This is a genomic window from Selenomonas sp. oral taxon 478 (genome assembly GCF_001189555.1).
GTDB classification, from domain to species: Bacteria; Bacillota; Negativicutes; order Selenomonadales; family Selenomonadaceae; genus Centipeda; species Centipeda felix.
The window spans coordinates 1,180,728-1,195,394 of record NZ_CP012071.1 but is presented as its reverse complement, the minus strand read 5'-3'; the positions used below and the strand labels follow the sequence as shown (position 1 = coordinate 1,195,394).

Sequence of the window (14,667 nt, the reverse complement as noted above, 5' to 3'; positions counted from 1 at the left end):
TGCAATCCATAAAAAAATGCGGTGATACGAATTTGACGTTCGTATTACCGCATTTTTTCTATTGCGTTACTCCATCACCATCGGTTCGATCTGCTCATTCTTCATAAAGCGGCTGAGCTTCTGCACGCTCGCCATGAGATCGCGATAGTTCTCCGGCGTCAGCGACTGCGGCCCATCGGAAAGAGCACGTGCGGGGTTCGGATGCACCTCGATGATGAGCCCGTCCGCGCCTGCCGCGATGGAGGCGAGGGACACGGGCTTGATCATGCGCCACTTTCCCGTACCGTGACTCGGATCGGCAATGATCGGCAGATGCGAGAGATGCTTGATCGCAGGAATCGCACTGATGTCAAACGTGTTGCGCGTATAGGTCTCATACGTGCGGATGCCGCGCTCACAGAGAATGACGTTTGGATTGCCCTCATTCATGATGTACTCGGCGGCGTTCAGCCACTCGTCGATGGTCGCAGCCAGCCCGCGCTTCAGCATGACGGGCTTTCCCGCGCGTCCGACCGCCTTCAGGAGACCGAAGTTCTGCATATTGCGTGCGCCGACTTGCAGAAGATCAGCGTAGGCGGCGACCGTATCCACCGCCTCGACCACCGTGACCTCTGTCACAACGGCAAGCCCCGTCTTCTCACGAGCCTCGGCGAGATACTTCAGCCCCTCCTCCTCGAGGCCTTGGAACGCATAGGGCGAGGTACGCGGCTTGTACGCACCGCCGCGAATAAACTGCGCACCGCCCTCCTTGACGAGCTGCGCCGTCTCTAGGAGCTGTTCGCGCGACTCCACAGCGCACGGCCCCGCCATCACCACGGGCGTCCCGTCGCCGATCTTCACGCCGCGCACGTCGATGACCGTCGGTGCGGGATGGAATTCACGGCTCGCGAGCTTGTAGCTCTTGGAGATGGCGACGGTCGTCTCAACGCCGTGCATCGCATCCAGCGGAGTCGCCGCGAGCTTTGTCTTGTCGCCGATCACGCCGACGATTTTCTGCCGCGCGCCCTCCATGACCTTCGCCTCGAGCCCCTGCTCCTCAATGGCGTGGATGACGTTTTCAATATCCTCCTGCGAGGCATCCGAGTTCATAATAACAACCATTTATATCGCTCCTTACTATTCATTGCGTGCCGTGTGTACGGGGAAAACACCGAGCACCTTCAGCCATACGCTCTTCTCTGCGACAGCATCGATGGCATCGCGTATGGCATCCGCATCGCTGTGCGCGTCGAGATCGAAAAAAAACAGATACGCGCCGAGCTCCGTCCGCGCGGGGCGTGACTCGATGCGCGTGAGGTTCACCGCGCGATGCGCAAATTCGCCGAGCACATCGTAGAGTGCGCCCGCGCGTGCACCGTCAATCTGACAGACGAAAAGCACCGTATCGGGTTCCTCTGCAGGCGGCGGGAGCATGCCGTCGCGCACAACCTCAAAGAAGCGTGTGCAGTTCGAGCCGCGATCCTCGATCCTGCCCGCGATTTCGACCAGACCGTTCAGCGCACCCGCACGGCGCGTGCAGATTGCCGCCGCTCCCGCATCTGCGAGCGATGCGCCGACGATCTCCGCCGCGCGTGCCGTGCTCGCTGTCTTGATGATCTCCGCCTGTGGACAGTGCCGCAGGAGGAAGTCGCGGCACTGTGCGATGGGCTGCGCGTGTGAGTAGACCACGCGGATCTCTGCATCCTTTGCGCGTGCCATCAGATAGTTGTGCACGGGCCAGATCACCTCGCGCCGCACGCGCAGCGTATCCGAGCGTGCAAGCGCATCGAGCGTCACCGCGATTGCGCCCTCAAGCGAATTCTCCACGGGCACGAACGCAGCGTCCACTACGCCCATCTCCACCGCATGCAGACACTCGCCGATGTCGCCGAAGCATACGATCTCACGGTCAAGACACTGCCACTCCATGAGATAGCGTGCTGCCGCCTCGCTGTGCGTCCCCACGGGACCGAGCACGCCCATTTTCTGTCTCACACACATTCCTCCTATGGGAATCTACTATACTATATGTGCGGCGTGTTGACAATGTTTTTCATCGTCCTACAGCAAAATTCGCTCAAAAGAGGTCACTGTGCGTCCCCGTATATGCAAGTACCAACGTCAGTATCTCTTCATCAATGCGGTACACAAGAAGCCAATCCGGCTGGATATGGCACTCACGATAGCCGACATAATTCCCTGTGAGCGCGTGATCTCGGTATTTCGGCGCAAGAGTTTTCCCCAGAGAAAGTGCATCTACAACGTTCTCCAACTGCTCCATCGGCAGTCCACGTTTCGCCGCACGCTTCAAATCCTTGCGAAAGCGTGCCGTCGGAATGATACGGTACATCAGGACAAAATATCCTCCATCATCTCGCGCGCGTTCGTATATGCTCGATGCTCCTCCGGGTGTCTGCGGATTTCCTCGGCTTCGCGGATTGCCTCACGAAGTGCAGGACTTGTCGTGTACAGCTCAAACGGCAGCTTCCCTTGATGAATGATCTGCCGCGCCATGGCATTCACTGCGGTGGACATATTCAGCCCCATGCTCGCCAGTGCTGCATCCACCTGCTCCTTCAGACCCGTATCCATACGAACTCGAACCATTGTCGTTGACATAAAACCTCCTCCTCCTATTTCCTCTGAAGAAAGTATAGCACAGACACGGAAAAGACACAATATAGCCACATTGTAGCCATATCCTAGATTTATTTATTTTTCAAACTGCACTTCCTGCAATATGTTATAATAGAAATGATTTCTCAACCATACGAAAGGAGCAGCTATGTCGCCAAAGGAGTATCTCGCCATCGTTCACTGCATCGCCGGGCTCAAGGAGCGCACACGCCACGCGTGGATGAAGTCGGGACGGCAGGAGAGTGTCGCCGAGCACAGCTGGCGGATGGCACTGATGGCGTACTTTCTGCGCGATGAATTCCCCACCGCCGACCTCACACGCCTCCTCCTCATGGCACTCCTGCACGATGTGGGCGAAGTCTTTACGGGAGACATCCCGACATTTGAAAAGACGGATGCCGACCGCGCACGCGAACACCAGCTGAGGGACGAGTGGATTGACGCTCTCCCCGCACCCTGTGCGGCGGAGGTACGTTCCCTATTCACCGAGATGGATGCGATGGAGACCGAGGAAGCGAAAATCGTCAAGGCACTCGACCGCATGGAGGCAGTCATCACGCACAACGAGGGCGATCCTCACACATGGCTGCCGCTTGAATACGATTTGCAGCGCACCTACGGTGTGAAGGAGGCAGCATTTACTCCCGTACTCAAAGAGTTGCGTGCGGAGGTCAACCGCGAGGTCGACGAAGTGATTGCAGGACTGAATAAGGAGACTGAACTATGAAAACGAACTACGGTAACTGGATCTCGACCCCGATGATGAAAACCCTCGCAGCAATCGCGGGGGGGCTCTACGTGCTCACCGCGCTCTATGCGCTCATATATGACCGCGTGACCGCGCCCTTCTTCATCCTTGCCATCCTCTCCTTCGTCGCGACCGTCGTCGTGCTCTATATGTACTACTGCCGCCGCATCTTCGACTTCGAGGGCGGCGGGCTCATGCGCCGCATCCACACCTACCTGCTCGATCAGCTCCCGTGGGACGGACTGGGCCGAATGCTCGAGGTCGGCTGCGGCTCGGGCGCACTGAGCATTGCAGCGGCAAAACGCTTCCCGCTCGCCGAGATGCAGGGCATCGACTACTGGCCGCCGATGTGGAACTACGGGCAGACGCAGTGCGAGGCAAACGCCGCCGCCGAGGGTGTCGCAGATCGCTGCACATTTCAGCATGGGGACGCAGCAAAACTCGACTTCCCCGACAATCATTTCGACGCTGTTGTCAGCAACTTTGTCTTTCACGAAGTACGCACGCAAAAGGATAAATTCATGCTCGTGGAGGAGGCTCTGCGCGTGCTGAAAAAGGGCGGCGCGTTCGCTCTGCACGACACCTTCGGGAACAAGGATATGTACGGCAACATGGATGAGTTCGTCGCCTACCTGCGGGAGAAGGGCATCGCCGACATCTCCTATCTCCCGAACACCGAGCGAAACATCCCCATGCCCGCGCCTGTCCGCTTCATGATGCGCGGCATCGGCATGCTCTACGGGACGAAGTGATATTCCACAATTATGCTCGGTACAGTGCAAGACTTCTAAGCGAACCCTAGTGGAGCAAGTGAGTAAAGTGCGCGGTACGCCCCGTCGGATTTCTTTCGTTCAAGCGAAGCGCGTTTAAGAAGTCCGACGGTATTTAAGCGTACAAGAGCACGATCACTTGCGTAACGAGGTGTTCGCGTGGAGCTTGCACTGCACAGATGAACATCTTTCACCGAAAGGAAAATGCCTGTGTTCTGCAAAAAGCTCTCTGCCGTACTTGCCGCTGCCGCCCTCCTCTGTACCGTTCCCGCGTACGCAGCGCAGTCCGAACCCGCGCCGAGCATCCCGCGTCCCGTCTTCCCTGCCGAACTCCCGCAGGCAAAAAATATCGACGCCAAACTCGCCGCAGGGCTGCACTTCGCCCTCCCCGCACCGCATCTCGACATCCTCCCCGTGCCGGGACCTACCGCCGCCGAGGTCACCATCCTCGGCGAGCCCATTGCATCTGAGGAGCAGATGCTCGCCTACCTCCTCGCGCGCAACCCGAAGCCAAAACTCACCGGCACCCCCCAAGAACTCGTCCGTGCCTACTACGAGGAGGCCGAGCGCGAGGGCATCCGGCCTGACGTCGCGCTCGCACAGGCATACAAGGAAACGGGCTTCTTCGCCTACGGCGGCGACGTCGACTGGCGGCAGAACAACTTCTGCGGACTCGGCGCAACGGGAAACGGCGCAAAGGGGCTCTCCTTCCCCGACATACGCACAGGCGCACGGGCGCACATCCAGCACCTCCTCGCCTACGCAAGCACAACACCGCCGAAAAGCCCCATCGTCGACCCGCGCTATGATCTCCTCCGCACAAAACGCCCCGACGTATTCGGCAAACTCACGCGTTGGGTACAGCTCAACGGCGTCTGGGCCGTCCCCGGCACCACCTACGGACAAGGCATCCTCGCCATCCGCGACCGTGCAGCTCTCCCCGACGGCTCCGACATCGCCCTCCACGCCGCGAATGCGCGCATCATGCAGGCAGCCGACGCTGACAGCTACATCTATCGCGGCCTCGTCTACCTCCACCGCGGCGACCTCCCCGCCGCGCGTGCCGACTTCACCGCCGCACAGAAACGCAATACACGTCGCCCCGAGCCATACCTTGGCATCGCCCTCACCCATACCGCAGAGGGCAGCACCAAGGAAGCTCGCCGCGCCTACGAAGCATACCTGAAACTCGCGCCCGACGATGCGGGCGCACGCTACAACTACGGACTCACCCTCCTCGCAGAAAACGCCGCAGCAAAGGCCCTCCCCGTCCTGCGCGACGCCATCCATCGTGACGCCGCGAATGCCGACGCACAGAACGCCCTCGCCGTCGCCCTCATCCACATGAAAGACTACACGGGCGCATGGAAAACCCTCGCAGGTGCCGCCGCCATCGCCCCCGCAAACACCGACATCCTCGTGAATCAAATCCTCCTACAGGCATGCCTGAAGGACATAAGCGACAAGAAAGGGAAAAAGAAATAAGAGCCTTGCGACTCTCTGATAAAATGAATTTCGTCAGATTAACGAAGATTTTTGGTCCGATTCGGGCAGAAAACTAACGGGGGTGTGCTTATCTTTAGCAGACCCCCGTTTTTTATATGAAGTCCCCGAACGTCTGCTTTACCTCATCACTGTCTCTGCCGGAAATCGGCTTCCCCGTGGCATTGGAAATAGCATCAAGGATTTTCTTTGCCCTATTGATGATGAATTGCTCAAAATTATCGGTCATGCAATCATCCATATCAATCCAATGGCTGGTGAGGAACTCACGCAAATCTCCCTGCTCCACCTTCTTTTCGATACGCGCCAAGTAGATACTTGGTGCAACTCCGCCAATCTCCCGATTGGTGCTGTAGGAAATCGGTGTTTTATTGATGATAGAATCCCACTTGATGTAATCGTATCCTTTGCTTTTGCAGTAATTCTTCGGAAAAATATGATGAATGTCTATCCCATCAGCTTTATATCGAACAAAATCCATCTCTTGCCCACTGATAAAATCGCGACTGTGATTTTTCATAATGAGTGCCATGATTCCTTTGTAGGCGGCACTCCGTCGGGATTGAAGCATCAAGAGACGCATGGGGTTGAAATAAGAATCAACGATGGTTTTCGGCAAATCGCCGCCAGCCAACCAATTCATCACACCCACTACATCGTTGACATAGCGGGTTTCGTTGGCGCTTCCATAAAGTTCGCCAAATACACCACACCAGTACCACTGCTTTATTTTAGTTTTCACGTTGGATTGTTTGATGCGATGGTCCGGCAAGAGCAAAGCGCACAGGACGGCCAATGGGATAAGCTGCGTCGTATAGGGAAGGTCACGGCTGACGAAAATTCGCTCCTCAGCGAGGAGATTCTCTGCCTCCTCAAAACCTTGCGTCAGAATATCAGCATATTTTAGGTAGTCTGCCAATTGTAGGTTCAGCACATCTTTCTTTTTGCAGCTCACAGTTCCGCCTTTATCATGAGCGGCGAGAAGCGTACACGCCGTTAAAAAGTCCGTGGCTGTAACGATATTCAGAACCTCCCCGTTTAAGTGATTGTATTTTCGATTCTCCCAATCCGGCCTCAGTTCAAAATCATCCATTGCAAATACCGCCGTGACAAGCTCAAATACCGTCAGCGACACGCCGCCTTGGTTCACATTCTCGAATACTTGGCATACGGCTTCCTTTGGTGTTTCCTTGTCCAGCGTAATGACAGGAATTTGATAGTGTGATACCGTTTGAATAATTTCACTCATGAACGTGAGATATTCTTGGCAGACAGATGGATCTGCCTGATAATATTGCATATATCCGATTTGCCACTGCGTTGCTTTTACGCTGTCCAATATGATATTCAACGGGAACAGTTTATTTTCGTATTCCTTCTCGGCTGTCGATACATCAAGGTCAATCTTCCTGCCGAAATCGGACGTCATTTGTTTATTTTCCGGGACGGAAATAATGGCATCCATACGGTCAACGGAGGGATCAACAGCCTTCGGAATATCTATGTAGTAAAAACGCGTGATAGGATTGCCCTTATCCGTTTTGGTCTTTACCGCACGAGAGCTGCACAAAGAAGAATAGATGGACGTCAGGCGCTGCTGACCGTCCAGTATCAGAAAATCCGGCTTAGCATCGGACTTTGGTGCTCCCTCTATCATACGATACTTGAAATGAACATTGTCGTTGCCATATTCTAAGAACATGGCCGCTCCCACCGGAAAATTTTGTGTAATACTGGCGATAAGGCCGCAAATATGGCTGTCATCCCATACCCATCCTCGCTGGAAATCCGGAAGTTGGATTTTTCCTGCACCGATGTCCTTCATCAAATCCAGAATTGACTTGTCATTCGTTTGCATCTAATATTTCCTTTCCCACGGATATTCTGTATATTTCAGAGTTGCCTTCTCTGTTCGGCCTCATCCTCTCTATATTGATCCGCAGCGTATTTTTTACACAGTATTTCCATGCACTCCTGTATCTCACCAATTACTTTTTTGTAATTGGAGGGATAAGTCTCGTAGCCTTGCGACTTTATCTCAGTTCCGTTATAGCAATACCTTATCGACCAACCAAAACCATCGAGAATAAAATCATTATCATCGTATTTTTCTTTCCATTCCATGATTGGAGAAACAGACATATATATTGCCTTCATATCCTCTTCCGTTACATTGAACGAGAAGCAGCGCATGGAGTGAAACGCATTATAAGCCCTCATGGAGAAATGATTGTTGACTATACGATAATTTAATTGCCCACTAAAAAATGCGCCGCGCTTAAATTCAAACATTGCTTTTACGCTCATCGCTATCTCCACCTATTCTTCGATGCAATTCCTGTGAATTGCCGCGTGGGCATACCTATCGTCAACTGTGCCAAAATCGACAGCTAGACTGCGTCCTCCATTATTCGTTTATATGATTATTATATCATACGCCGCCTGAAATCAAAATCTCTCCATGACACAAAAAACCGTACCGAGGTGTTTCCCTCGTGTACGGTTCTCTTTGTTATCGGTACTTTTACTCCACGAGCCGCAGGAGACCCGGCTGCTCAATGTTCCACTTGTCGTTGCGCTTGCTGAAGAGTGCAGGCATATCGACAATGACGTGGTCGTAGGTTGTGCCGGCCTCACAGCGTGCAGCAAAGGTCTCCTTCATGCCGCCGCTCTCATGCAGTTTCTGATCGTAGGGGAACATGGGGCTCGGAACGACGGCAAAGTCGTCCGGCTGCCCCGGGATGTCATACGCCCAGAAGGTCGCCTCATTGAGGTCCTCGACCTCCTCGAACTTCGGCATCGCCTTGCCGTTCTCGACGGCGGCGTGGTCAGAGCAGACGAGGAGGTGCAGCCCGTACTTCGTGATGATCGGCATGCACAGCTCCGCCCCCTTCGTGCGGTCAAAATTCTCGCAAAGGGCGTGATAGTCGTCAAGGAGATCCTGCCATATCGGCTTACTATCGAGCAGTGCGTCGAGGTCGAGATCGTCGTCCTCCTCTTCCTCCGGTTCGGGTTCGGGTTCAGGCTCCGATGCCGGGGCTGGCTCAGGTTCCGGCTCCGGTTCGGGCAGCTCCAGCTCTGGCTCCGGTGCCGGCAGCTCGGGCTCGGGCTCTGGCTCCGGTGCCGGCAGCTCGGGCTCGGGCTCAGGGGCAGGCAGCTCCGGCTCCGGTGCGGGCTCCTCGGGCGGCGGTGCCGCAGGCCGCTCCCCCGCCTCCGCCAGCGCCGCCTCAAGCTGTGCGATCTTTTCCTTGAGCTGCGTGATCTCGCTCGCGGTCATGCTGTCCTTTGCCGCGACGCTTTTGATCTCGTTCGAGAGACGCTCCGCCTCTTTGCGCAGCCACGCGACATCCTTTTCCACCGCGTCAATCGTGCCGCCCGACTGCCGCCACGCATAGTACGTCGCCACGGAGGCGATCGCGACACTCGCGACGACGAGGACGAACGACAGGATGGTCATAACATCCGCCATCACAGGATGAATAAAGCCTGCCGTCTGCACTGCCGCAGACGCCGCTTCTGTTTCCATACATCATCATTCCTTTCCCTTGCTCAGTATACACCCCTCATGTATATCTTGTTAATTTCTCTATCATGTGGCAAAATTCCTGCAACAACTCCATAGAAAAAGAGCCGCCCCGCGCGAAGCGACTCTTCTCGTCAAAAATATGATCAGAGATACCGATCAGCATGCACCGGCGATGGCTGCGCCGAGCTTCTTGCTGCCCTCGAGCCCCTCGTCGTCCGGCTCGTTCTCGACGATGAAGGTATCGACGAGGTTTGCGCCTGCATCCTTCGTGCGCTCAGACCACGTCTCCATCCAAGCACCTGCGCCCCAGCCCCACGAGCCGAAGAGCACAACGGGCTTGCCGGAGAGCTTGCCGCTGTCCACCGCAGCCGCGAAGAACGGCTCGTACGAGCCCTCCTCGAGCTCCTCTGCGCCCATCGAGGGGCAGCCGAGCGCGAGACCGTCAAAGCCGTCAATCTGATCGACGGAGAAGCTATCCACCTCGAAGCACTCGACCTCAGCACCTGCGCCCTTTGCGCCCTCGACGACAGCCTCTGCCATCTTCTGCGTGTTGCCCGTGCCGGACCAGTATACAACTGCTACCTTTGCCATGTGAAATCCTCCTCATGAAAATATCCCCTCTGCCCCGCTGCGGCAGGAGCTGCCATACGGTGCAGACACTCAAGCAGAATCATTCTATGTCTATTATAGCGAAAATACGCATCACTGACAACCGAATCTTTCCTATCTCTAAATAGATAAAATTTTTTAGGAAATAGTTTCTGTGTATCAGAACGCACAGCATCTGCCCACTAAGGTATTCCTCCTTGCAAAATCCCCCTCTCTCATGTACAATACGGATAAATCTCAATCCGAATTTATGGGGTCAAATCTATGGGAGGTATACTATGTTCACTACGCAGTACATGCGCACAATGCTTGCCGCAGTGATGCTTAGCTTGCTCGTTCTGACGAGCGGCTGTTTCAGCGGCGACGTGAACGTCACGGTCAACAACGACGGCTCTGCCGATCTCAAGACGACGCTCGTCAGTGCGCCGATGCTCGCCCAGATCGTCGAGCAGAGCAAGGCGTCCATGCTGGCAAAGAACCCCGACGCACAGGTCGCGCCCGTCACAAAGGAAAATATGTCGGGCTATGAGATCACGGAGCACTACGACTCGGTGGACAAGCTGTCCGATCAGGAGTTCTTCGCTGCACATGACGGCAAGAACACGGGCATTACAGTGAAGAAGAGCCTCTTCTACACGGACTACAATTTTGACCTCCTGTTCGAGGGCAGCCAGAACGGCGGCGGTGCAGGTGCATTCGCGAGCAACATCACGTTCACCTATCAGATGACGCTCCCATCCGCACCATCGAGCTCCAACGCCGACCGCGAGGAAGACGGCGGCAGGACGCTCACGTGGAACCTTGGCAAGACACTCGTCACGGGCGAATCTTCGCCGATTCAGGTCTCGTTCCGCATCTGGAACAAAACGGCCATCATCGGTACGGTCATCGCTGTACTCGTTCTGATCGGCGTGATCGCCTTCCTGATCTGGCGCCGCCGCAAGGGATCCGAGCCCGAGGAGCAGAAGCTGATCGACGGCCCGATCATCGACGTGAAGGCAGAAGAAAAGCACTGATCGCGAATTGGATATGAAAACATCCCTGCCGCTTGGCAGGGATGTTTTTTGTTAGTCGTAATGTCCGCGACAGGCAAAGATCAAAATGCTCTCGTCCTCAACAAGATAAACCAGTTGATGCTCACCATCAATGCGCCGACTCCAAAATCCTGCAAGATTTCCTCGCAGAGGCTCCGGCTTTCCCATGCCGCAAAAGGGATCGCGAACCACTTCTCGGATGAGTTGATTGATACGCTTTAGGATTTTCTTGTCGTTTCTCTGCCAATTGAGATAGTCTTCCCACGCATCGAAATCCCACTGAAGTCTACGCTTTCTCATCATCAATTCTCAATGAGATCATGTTCGGCAAAGCGCAGCTTTCCCGCTCGGTATGCTTCCAGCTTTTGTTCGAGATAGTGCAGATTTCGCTCATCATAAAACGGATCCACAGAGACATCAAATGGGATTCGGCGTTCCCGTCCCACTTTCTTGGCAAAGATCGTAAACGCCGCACTCATGGAGAGCCCAAGTTCTGCACAAACCCGCTCCATGTTCTTCTTTACCGCTGCGTCCAGTCGAAAGTTTACATTAACTGCCTGTTCCATCGCACTCACTCCTTTACAAGGATAGAATACGCAAATATAATGATTTTTGCAAGTGTTTTTCTTTATCTTTCATCCACACTGCAAAATCAATCGGACGTGATGAAAGTTCCGCGCAGCAAGGTCTTCCTTCCGAATCCAGAAGTAGATCAGACCGCAGTCGCCGTACATAAGCTCCGTTTCACCGTCCTCGACGGTGCCCATCTGGAACAGCAGCACCCAGCGATCTGCAGCATTCCTCACAAGTTCCGCTTCCTCCTCTTCGGAGAGCTCTTCCTGCACATCCCCCTCGATGTCTCTGCTGTAAAGCTCACATTCAGGCTCCATTTCGCCCTGAATCTCATCCGCATAGCCGAGCATCTTCATAGGATTGTCCTCGTGAGCGGCAGCATCGTATCCGAACTCCGTCCGCAGTTCGTTGTAGGTATCCCAATCCACCTCTTTGCCGCAGCTGCGGCTGTATGCAAAAGACGACAGGAGACTGACGGCATCCGCAAAGGTCAGCGCCTGCTCGCCCACACTCCACTCCTTCGTTTCCTCCGGAATCTTTGTTGGGACAAGCCCCTCCGTCTCGGGGAAATAATAGACGCGTGCATATCCCTCAGACTTTAGTTCAAATCCCCACTCCATCGACGCGGTCTCATAGAAGAAGCTGAGCACGCCCGTCTTCGGCAGGAGACCTGTACGGTCATACGGCGCGGCTTCGCCAAGGTTGATCTGCGCGAGAAAGGCAAGCGGGCGGTTCTTCGTCACGCCCTCGAAGTCCGTTCCCTTATAGTACGGCCAGTCAAAATCTGCGGGCAGATCGGGTGTTCCGTAGAACTTGCTCGCGCCAACGGGGAGTTTTTCCTGTGCCGGATGATGCGAGATCGCAATCTCACGCCGCTGCGTGCGTTCAAAGAACGCCGTCACCTCACGGCGCACACGCTCGCGCTCTGCCTCAGCCTCACGCACGAGCTGCTCCACACTCATAGAAACGGGCTCCTCCGCATACCAGCCGTGCTTGTTTTCAACCGCCTCTTGGCACCGCGCTGTCATGCCGCCGGGCTTTCCATAGAAGACGCGCTCGATCTCCGCCTTGCTCTCCGCATCCTCGTCTGCACGCTCCAAATAGCCGAGAGCCAGACGCAGAATGCACAGCTTCGGATACCGATTGACCGCAAAAAAGTACAGGGAGTAGCCCATGCGATAGTTCCAGAGCGCATCGCGCTCGGCTTCCGGAACTTCGTACAGTACCTTGACCGCATCGAAAAAGCTGCGTTCCTCGATGTATTCCTGCGCCGTCTTCACGCTGCCTCCTTCGCCCGCCGATACTGCATGACGAGGATGACGACGAAGAGAGCAAGTCCGACGAGGTCGGTGATACTGCCCGGCTTAATCATGAGGAGGCCGGCGATGATGAGGAGGATCCGCTCATAGGGGCGGCAGTGATCGGCGAGGAATCCGCAGAGCGCGGAGCTGACGGCGATCATACCAAGGAGGGCAGAGAGCGTGACTGAGACGAGTGCGAGCGGTGTCGCATCAACCATGAGGAGGACGGGCGAGAGGACGAATACATACGGGATGATGAATGCCGCTATCGCCAGTTTTGACGCGTGCACGCCTGTTTTTAGCGCATTTCCTCCGCTGATGCCCGCGCCCGCGTAGGCGGCGAGAGCAACAGGCGGCGTGACATCCGCGATGATGCCGAAGTAGAACACGAACATGTGCGCAGCGAGCACAGGCACGCCCATCTGCTCCAGTGCAGGCGCAGCGATGGTCGAGGTAATGACGTAGTTCGCCGTGGTCGGCACGCCCATGCCGAGCACGATTGCCGTAATCATGGTGAAGAACATCGCCGGCAGGAGCATCCCACCTGCGAGATCAATCAGTCCCGATGCGAGGCGCAGGCCGACGCCCGTCTTCGTGACGACGCCGATGATGATGCCCGCCGACGCACAGGCGACGAGCACGCCGAGCACGCCCTTCGCGCCGCGCTCAAGACCGTAGACGATCTCGATCGGCTTCATGCGCGTCGATTTGCGCAGCATCGCGCAGATGATGGAGAGGAAGATGGCGACGAGTGCCGCACGCATGGGCGTATAGCCCGCGACGAGCAGATAGACAATCACGACGAGAGGAATCGCGAGATGCCCGCGCTCCTTCAGGAGCGTCAACGGATTCGGCAGCTCGGCGCGCGGGATGCCCTTCAGCTTCTTGCGCTTTGCCTCAAAGTGAACGCCGAGCCAAACCCCCGTAAAGTAGAGGAGTGCGGGGATCGCTGCCGCCTTGACGACGTCGATGTAGGGAACGCCGACGAACTCCGCCATGAGGAACGCCGCCGCGCCCATGACCGGCGGCATGAGCTGTCCGCCCGTGGATGCCGCCGCCTCGACCGCTCCCGCAAAGTTCGCGTTGTAGCCGAGTTTTTTCATCATCGGGATGGTGAGCGAGCCCGTGCCGACGACGTTCGCGACTGAGCTGCCCGAGACCGTGCCCATCAGTCCGCTGGAGAGGACGGCGACCTTCGCCGGGCCGCCGCTCGCCCAGCCCGCAACCGCATTGGCGAGGTCGATGAAGAACTTGCCGAGCCCCGTGCTCTCAAGATAGGCACCGAAAAGAATGAAGAGGAAGATAAACGTCGAGGAGACGCCGAGCGGGATGCCGAAGATGCCCTCCGTCGTAAAGTAGAGATGTCCGATGAGCTGCTCCGGACTGAGTCCGCGATGCGCGAGCACGCCCGGCATGTAGGGGCCGAGGAAGGCATACGCGATAAAAACGAGCACGACCGTCACCATCGGCAGCCCCACGACGCGCCGCGTCGCCTCGATGACGAGGAGGATGCCGAGTCCGCCGACGACGGTGTCCACGGGCGAGACCGTACCCGCGCGCGTGATCAGCTCGCGGTACTGAATGACGAGATAGGCGGGTGTCGCCGCACCGAGGACGGCGAATACGATGTCGATCGGATGAAAGTAGTGATCTCGCGTCCACGCGCGCCGAAAGGGATAGAGGAGATAGGCGAGCGCGAGTCCGAACCCGAGGTGGATGGCGCGCTGCAGCTGTGCATCGAGCACGCCGAAGATCGCCGTATAAAGCTGAAAGACGGAAAACGTAATGGCGATCGCCGCAATGATCTTCTTCGGCCAGCCCGTATAGTGGGCGGTGTTGGATTCGCGGTCGTACTTTTTGAGTACCTTTTCCGCATTTGCAGCATGGTCTGTCATAGAGGTTCACATCCTTAAATGATTCTTTCGGCAGGGCGTAGCCCCGAGCATTTTCACGATATACAAAATATTTTATAAAAGTTTAGAAAAAG

The 14,667-nt window shown here is 56.0% G+C and carries 16 protein-coding genes; 4 read left to right on the top strand and 12 right to left on the bottom strand.

Annotated elements, in window-relative coordinates; all coding sequences use genetic code 11:
- Window positions 1–66: 66 nt before the first annotated feature.
- From aroF to ADJ74_RS05595, 4 genes are all read right to left on the bottom strand, one after another.
- A complete protein-coding gene (gene aroF / locus ADJ74_RS05610) occupies window positions 67–1,101 on the bottom strand; it encodes a 3-deoxy-7-phosphoheptulonate synthase (protein WP_050342578.1) in 1,035 nt (344 codons plus the stop codon).
- 15 nt (window positions 1,102–1,116) lie between these two features.
- Entirely contained in the window at window positions 1,117–1,974 is an 858-nt protein-coding gene (gene pheA, locus ADJ74_RS05605) for a prephenate dehydratase (RefSeq protein WP_050342576.1), read from the bottom strand.
- An 82-nt stretch (window positions 1,975–2,056) separates the two neighbouring features.
- Window positions 2,057–2,329 (bottom strand): type II toxin-antitoxin system YafQ family toxin, encoded by a 273-nt coding sequence (locus tag ADJ74_RS05600; protein WP_050342574.1) that lies wholly within the window; start codon window positions 2,327–2,329, stop codon window positions 2,057–2,059.
- Window positions 2,329–2,598 (bottom strand): type II toxin-antitoxin system RelB/DinJ family antitoxin, encoded by a 270-nt coding sequence (locus ADJ74_RS05595; RefSeq protein ID WP_050342573.1) that lies wholly within the window; start codon window positions 2,596–2,598, stop codon window positions 2,329–2,331. The genes ADJ74_RS05600 and ADJ74_RS05595 overlap by 1 nt, the downstream gene beginning before the upstream one ends.
- Window positions 2,599–2,764: 166 nt before the next feature.
- Here ADJ74_RS05595 and ADJ74_RS05590 point away from each other — a divergent pair, with 166 nt between their 5' ends.
- The 3 genes from ADJ74_RS05590 (at window position 2,765) to ADJ74_RS05580 (ending at window position 5,619) form a co-directional block, all read left to right on the top strand.
- Window positions 2,765–3,343, top strand: a complete 579-nt coding sequence (locus ADJ74_RS05590; protein WP_050342571.1) for an HD family hydrolase — start codon at window positions 2,765–2,767, stop codon at window positions 3,341–3,343.
- On the top strand, window positions 3,340–4,116 hold the full coding sequence (locus ADJ74_RS05585) for a class I SAM-dependent methyltransferase (RefSeq protein ID WP_050342569.1): 777 nt from the start codon (window positions 3,340–3,342) through the stop codon (window positions 4,114–4,116). Before ADJ74_RS05590 ends, ADJ74_RS05585 begins: the two co-directional genes overlap by 4 nt.
- 222 nt (window positions 4,117–4,338) lie before the next feature.
- Entirely contained in the window at window positions 4,339–5,619 is a 1,281-nt protein-coding gene (locus ADJ74_RS05580; RefSeq protein ID WP_050342567.1) for a glucosaminidase domain-containing protein, read from the top strand.
- Window positions 5,620–5,731: 112 nt separating this feature from the next.
- On the opposite strand, the gene ADJ74_RS05575 is transcribed toward ADJ74_RS05580, so the two are convergent.
- The 4 genes from ADJ74_RS05575 to ADJ74_RS05560 form a co-directional block, all read right to left on the bottom strand.
- Window positions 5,732–7,495 carry a DUF262 domain-containing protein gene (locus ADJ74_RS05575; protein ID WP_050342565.1) on the bottom strand — a complete coding sequence of 588 codons (1,764 nt, stop codon included), beginning with the start codon at window positions 7,493–7,495 and terminating at the stop codon, window positions 5,732–5,734.
- A 35-nt stretch (window positions 7,496–7,530) separates the two neighbouring features.
- Window positions 7,531–7,944: a hypothetical protein gene (locus tag ADJ74_RS05570; protein ID WP_050342563.1), complete on the bottom strand. Its 414-nt coding sequence runs from the start codon at window positions 7,942–7,944 to the stop codon at window positions 7,531–7,533.
- 217 nt (window positions 7,945–8,161) lie between these two features.
- On the bottom strand, window positions 8,162–9,163 hold the full coding sequence (locus ADJ74_RS05565; RefSeq protein WP_050342561.1) for a hypothetical protein: 1,002 nt from the start codon (window positions 9,161–9,163) through the stop codon (window positions 8,162–8,164).
- Window positions 9,164–9,319: 156 nt separating this feature from the next.
- On the bottom strand, window positions 9,320–9,754 hold the full coding sequence (locus ADJ74_RS05560; RefSeq protein WP_050342559.1) for a flavodoxin: 435 nt from the start codon (window positions 9,752–9,754) through the stop codon (window positions 9,320–9,322).
- 296 nt (window positions 9,755–10,050) lie between these two features.
- Here ADJ74_RS05560 and ADJ74_RS05555 point away from each other — a divergent pair, with 296 nt between their 5' ends.
- Window positions 10,051–10,788, top strand: coding sequence for a DUF3153 domain-containing protein (locus ADJ74_RS05555; RefSeq protein WP_050342557.1), 738 nt, complete (start codon window positions 10,051–10,053; stop codon window positions 10,786–10,788).
- 51 nt (window positions 10,789–10,839) lie between these two features.
- Here ADJ74_RS05555 and ADJ74_RS05550 read toward each other — a convergent pair whose 3' ends face one another.
- From ADJ74_RS05550 to ADJ74_RS05535, 4 genes are all read right to left on the bottom strand, one after another.
- Entirely contained in the window at window positions 10,840–11,106 is a 267-nt protein-coding gene (locus tag ADJ74_RS05550) for a Txe/YoeB family addiction module toxin (RefSeq protein ID WP_050342555.1), read from the bottom strand.
- A 2-nt stretch (window positions 11,107–11,108) separates the two neighbouring features.
- Window positions 11,109–11,372 carry a type II toxin-antitoxin system RelB/DinJ family antitoxin gene (locus ADJ74_RS05545; protein WP_050342553.1) on the bottom strand — a complete coding sequence of 88 codons (264 nt, stop codon included), beginning with the start codon at window positions 11,370–11,372 and terminating at the stop codon, window positions 11,109–11,111.
- Between the two features lie 69 nt (window positions 11,373–11,441).
- A complete protein-coding gene (locus ADJ74_RS05540; protein ID WP_050342552.1) occupies window positions 11,442–12,659 on the bottom strand; it encodes a YwqG family protein in 1,218 nt (405 codons plus the stop codon).
- A complete protein-coding gene (locus tag ADJ74_RS05535; protein WP_050342551.1) occupies window positions 12,656–14,575 on the bottom strand; it encodes a TRAP transporter permease in 1,920 nt (639 codons plus the stop codon). Before ADJ74_RS05535 ends, ADJ74_RS05540 begins: the two co-directional genes overlap by 4 nt.
- Between the last annotated feature and the right edge of the window lie 92 nt (window positions 14,576–14,667).

Coding starts and splice junctions, on each gene's coding strand:
- ADJ74_RS05590 (WP_050342571.1), top strand. CDS start 2,765: ATGTCGCCAAAGGAGTATCTCGCCATCGTTCACTGCATCGCCGGGCTC.
- ADJ74_RS05560 (WP_050342559.1), bottom strand. CDS start 9,754: ATGGCAAAGGTAGCAGTTGTATACTGGTCCGGCACGGGCAACACGCAG.
- ADJ74_RS05575 (WP_050342565.1), bottom strand. CDS start 7,495: ATGCAAACGAATGACAAGTCAATTCTGGATTTGATGAAGGACATCGGT.
- aroF (WP_050342578.1), bottom strand. CDS start 1,101: ATGGTTGTTATTATGAACTCGGATGCCTCGCAGGAGGATATTGAAAAC.
- ADJ74_RS05585 (WP_050342569.1), top strand. CDS start 3,340: ATGAAAACGAACTACGGTAACTGGATCTCGACCCCGATGATGAAAACC.
- ADJ74_RS05550 (WP_050342555.1), bottom strand. CDS start 11,106: ATGAGAAAGCGTAGACTTCAGTGGGATTTCGATGCGTGGGAAGACTAT.
- ADJ74_RS05580 (WP_050342567.1), top strand. CDS start 4,339: ATGCCTGTGTTCTGCAAAAAGCTCTCTGCCGTACTTGCCGCTGCCGCC.
- ADJ74_RS05545 (WP_050342553.1), bottom strand. CDS start 11,372: ATGGAACAGGCAGTTAATGTAAACTTTCGACTGGACGCAGCGGTAAAG.
- ADJ74_RS05555 (WP_050342557.1), top strand. CDS start 10,051: ATGTTCACTACGCAGTACATGCGCACAATGCTTGCCGCAGTGATGCTT.
- ADJ74_RS05565 (WP_050342561.1), bottom strand. CDS start 9,163: ATGGAAACAGAAGCGGCGTCTGCGGCAGTGCAGACGGCAGGCTTTATT.
- ADJ74_RS05600 (WP_050342574.1), bottom strand. CDS start 2,329: ATGTACCGTATCATTCCGACGGCACGCTTTCGCAAGGATTTGAAGCGT.
- ADJ74_RS05570 (WP_050342563.1), bottom strand. CDS start 7,944: ATGAGCGTAAAAGCAATGTTTGAATTTAAGCGCGGCGCATTTTTTAGT.
- ADJ74_RS05535 (WP_050342551.1), bottom strand. CDS start 14,575: ATGACAGACCATGCTGCAAATGCGGAAAAGGTACTCAAAAAGTACGAC.
- ADJ74_RS05595 (WP_050342573.1), bottom strand. CDS start 2,598: ATGTCAACGACAATGGTTCGAGTTCGTATGGATACGGGTCTGAAGGAG.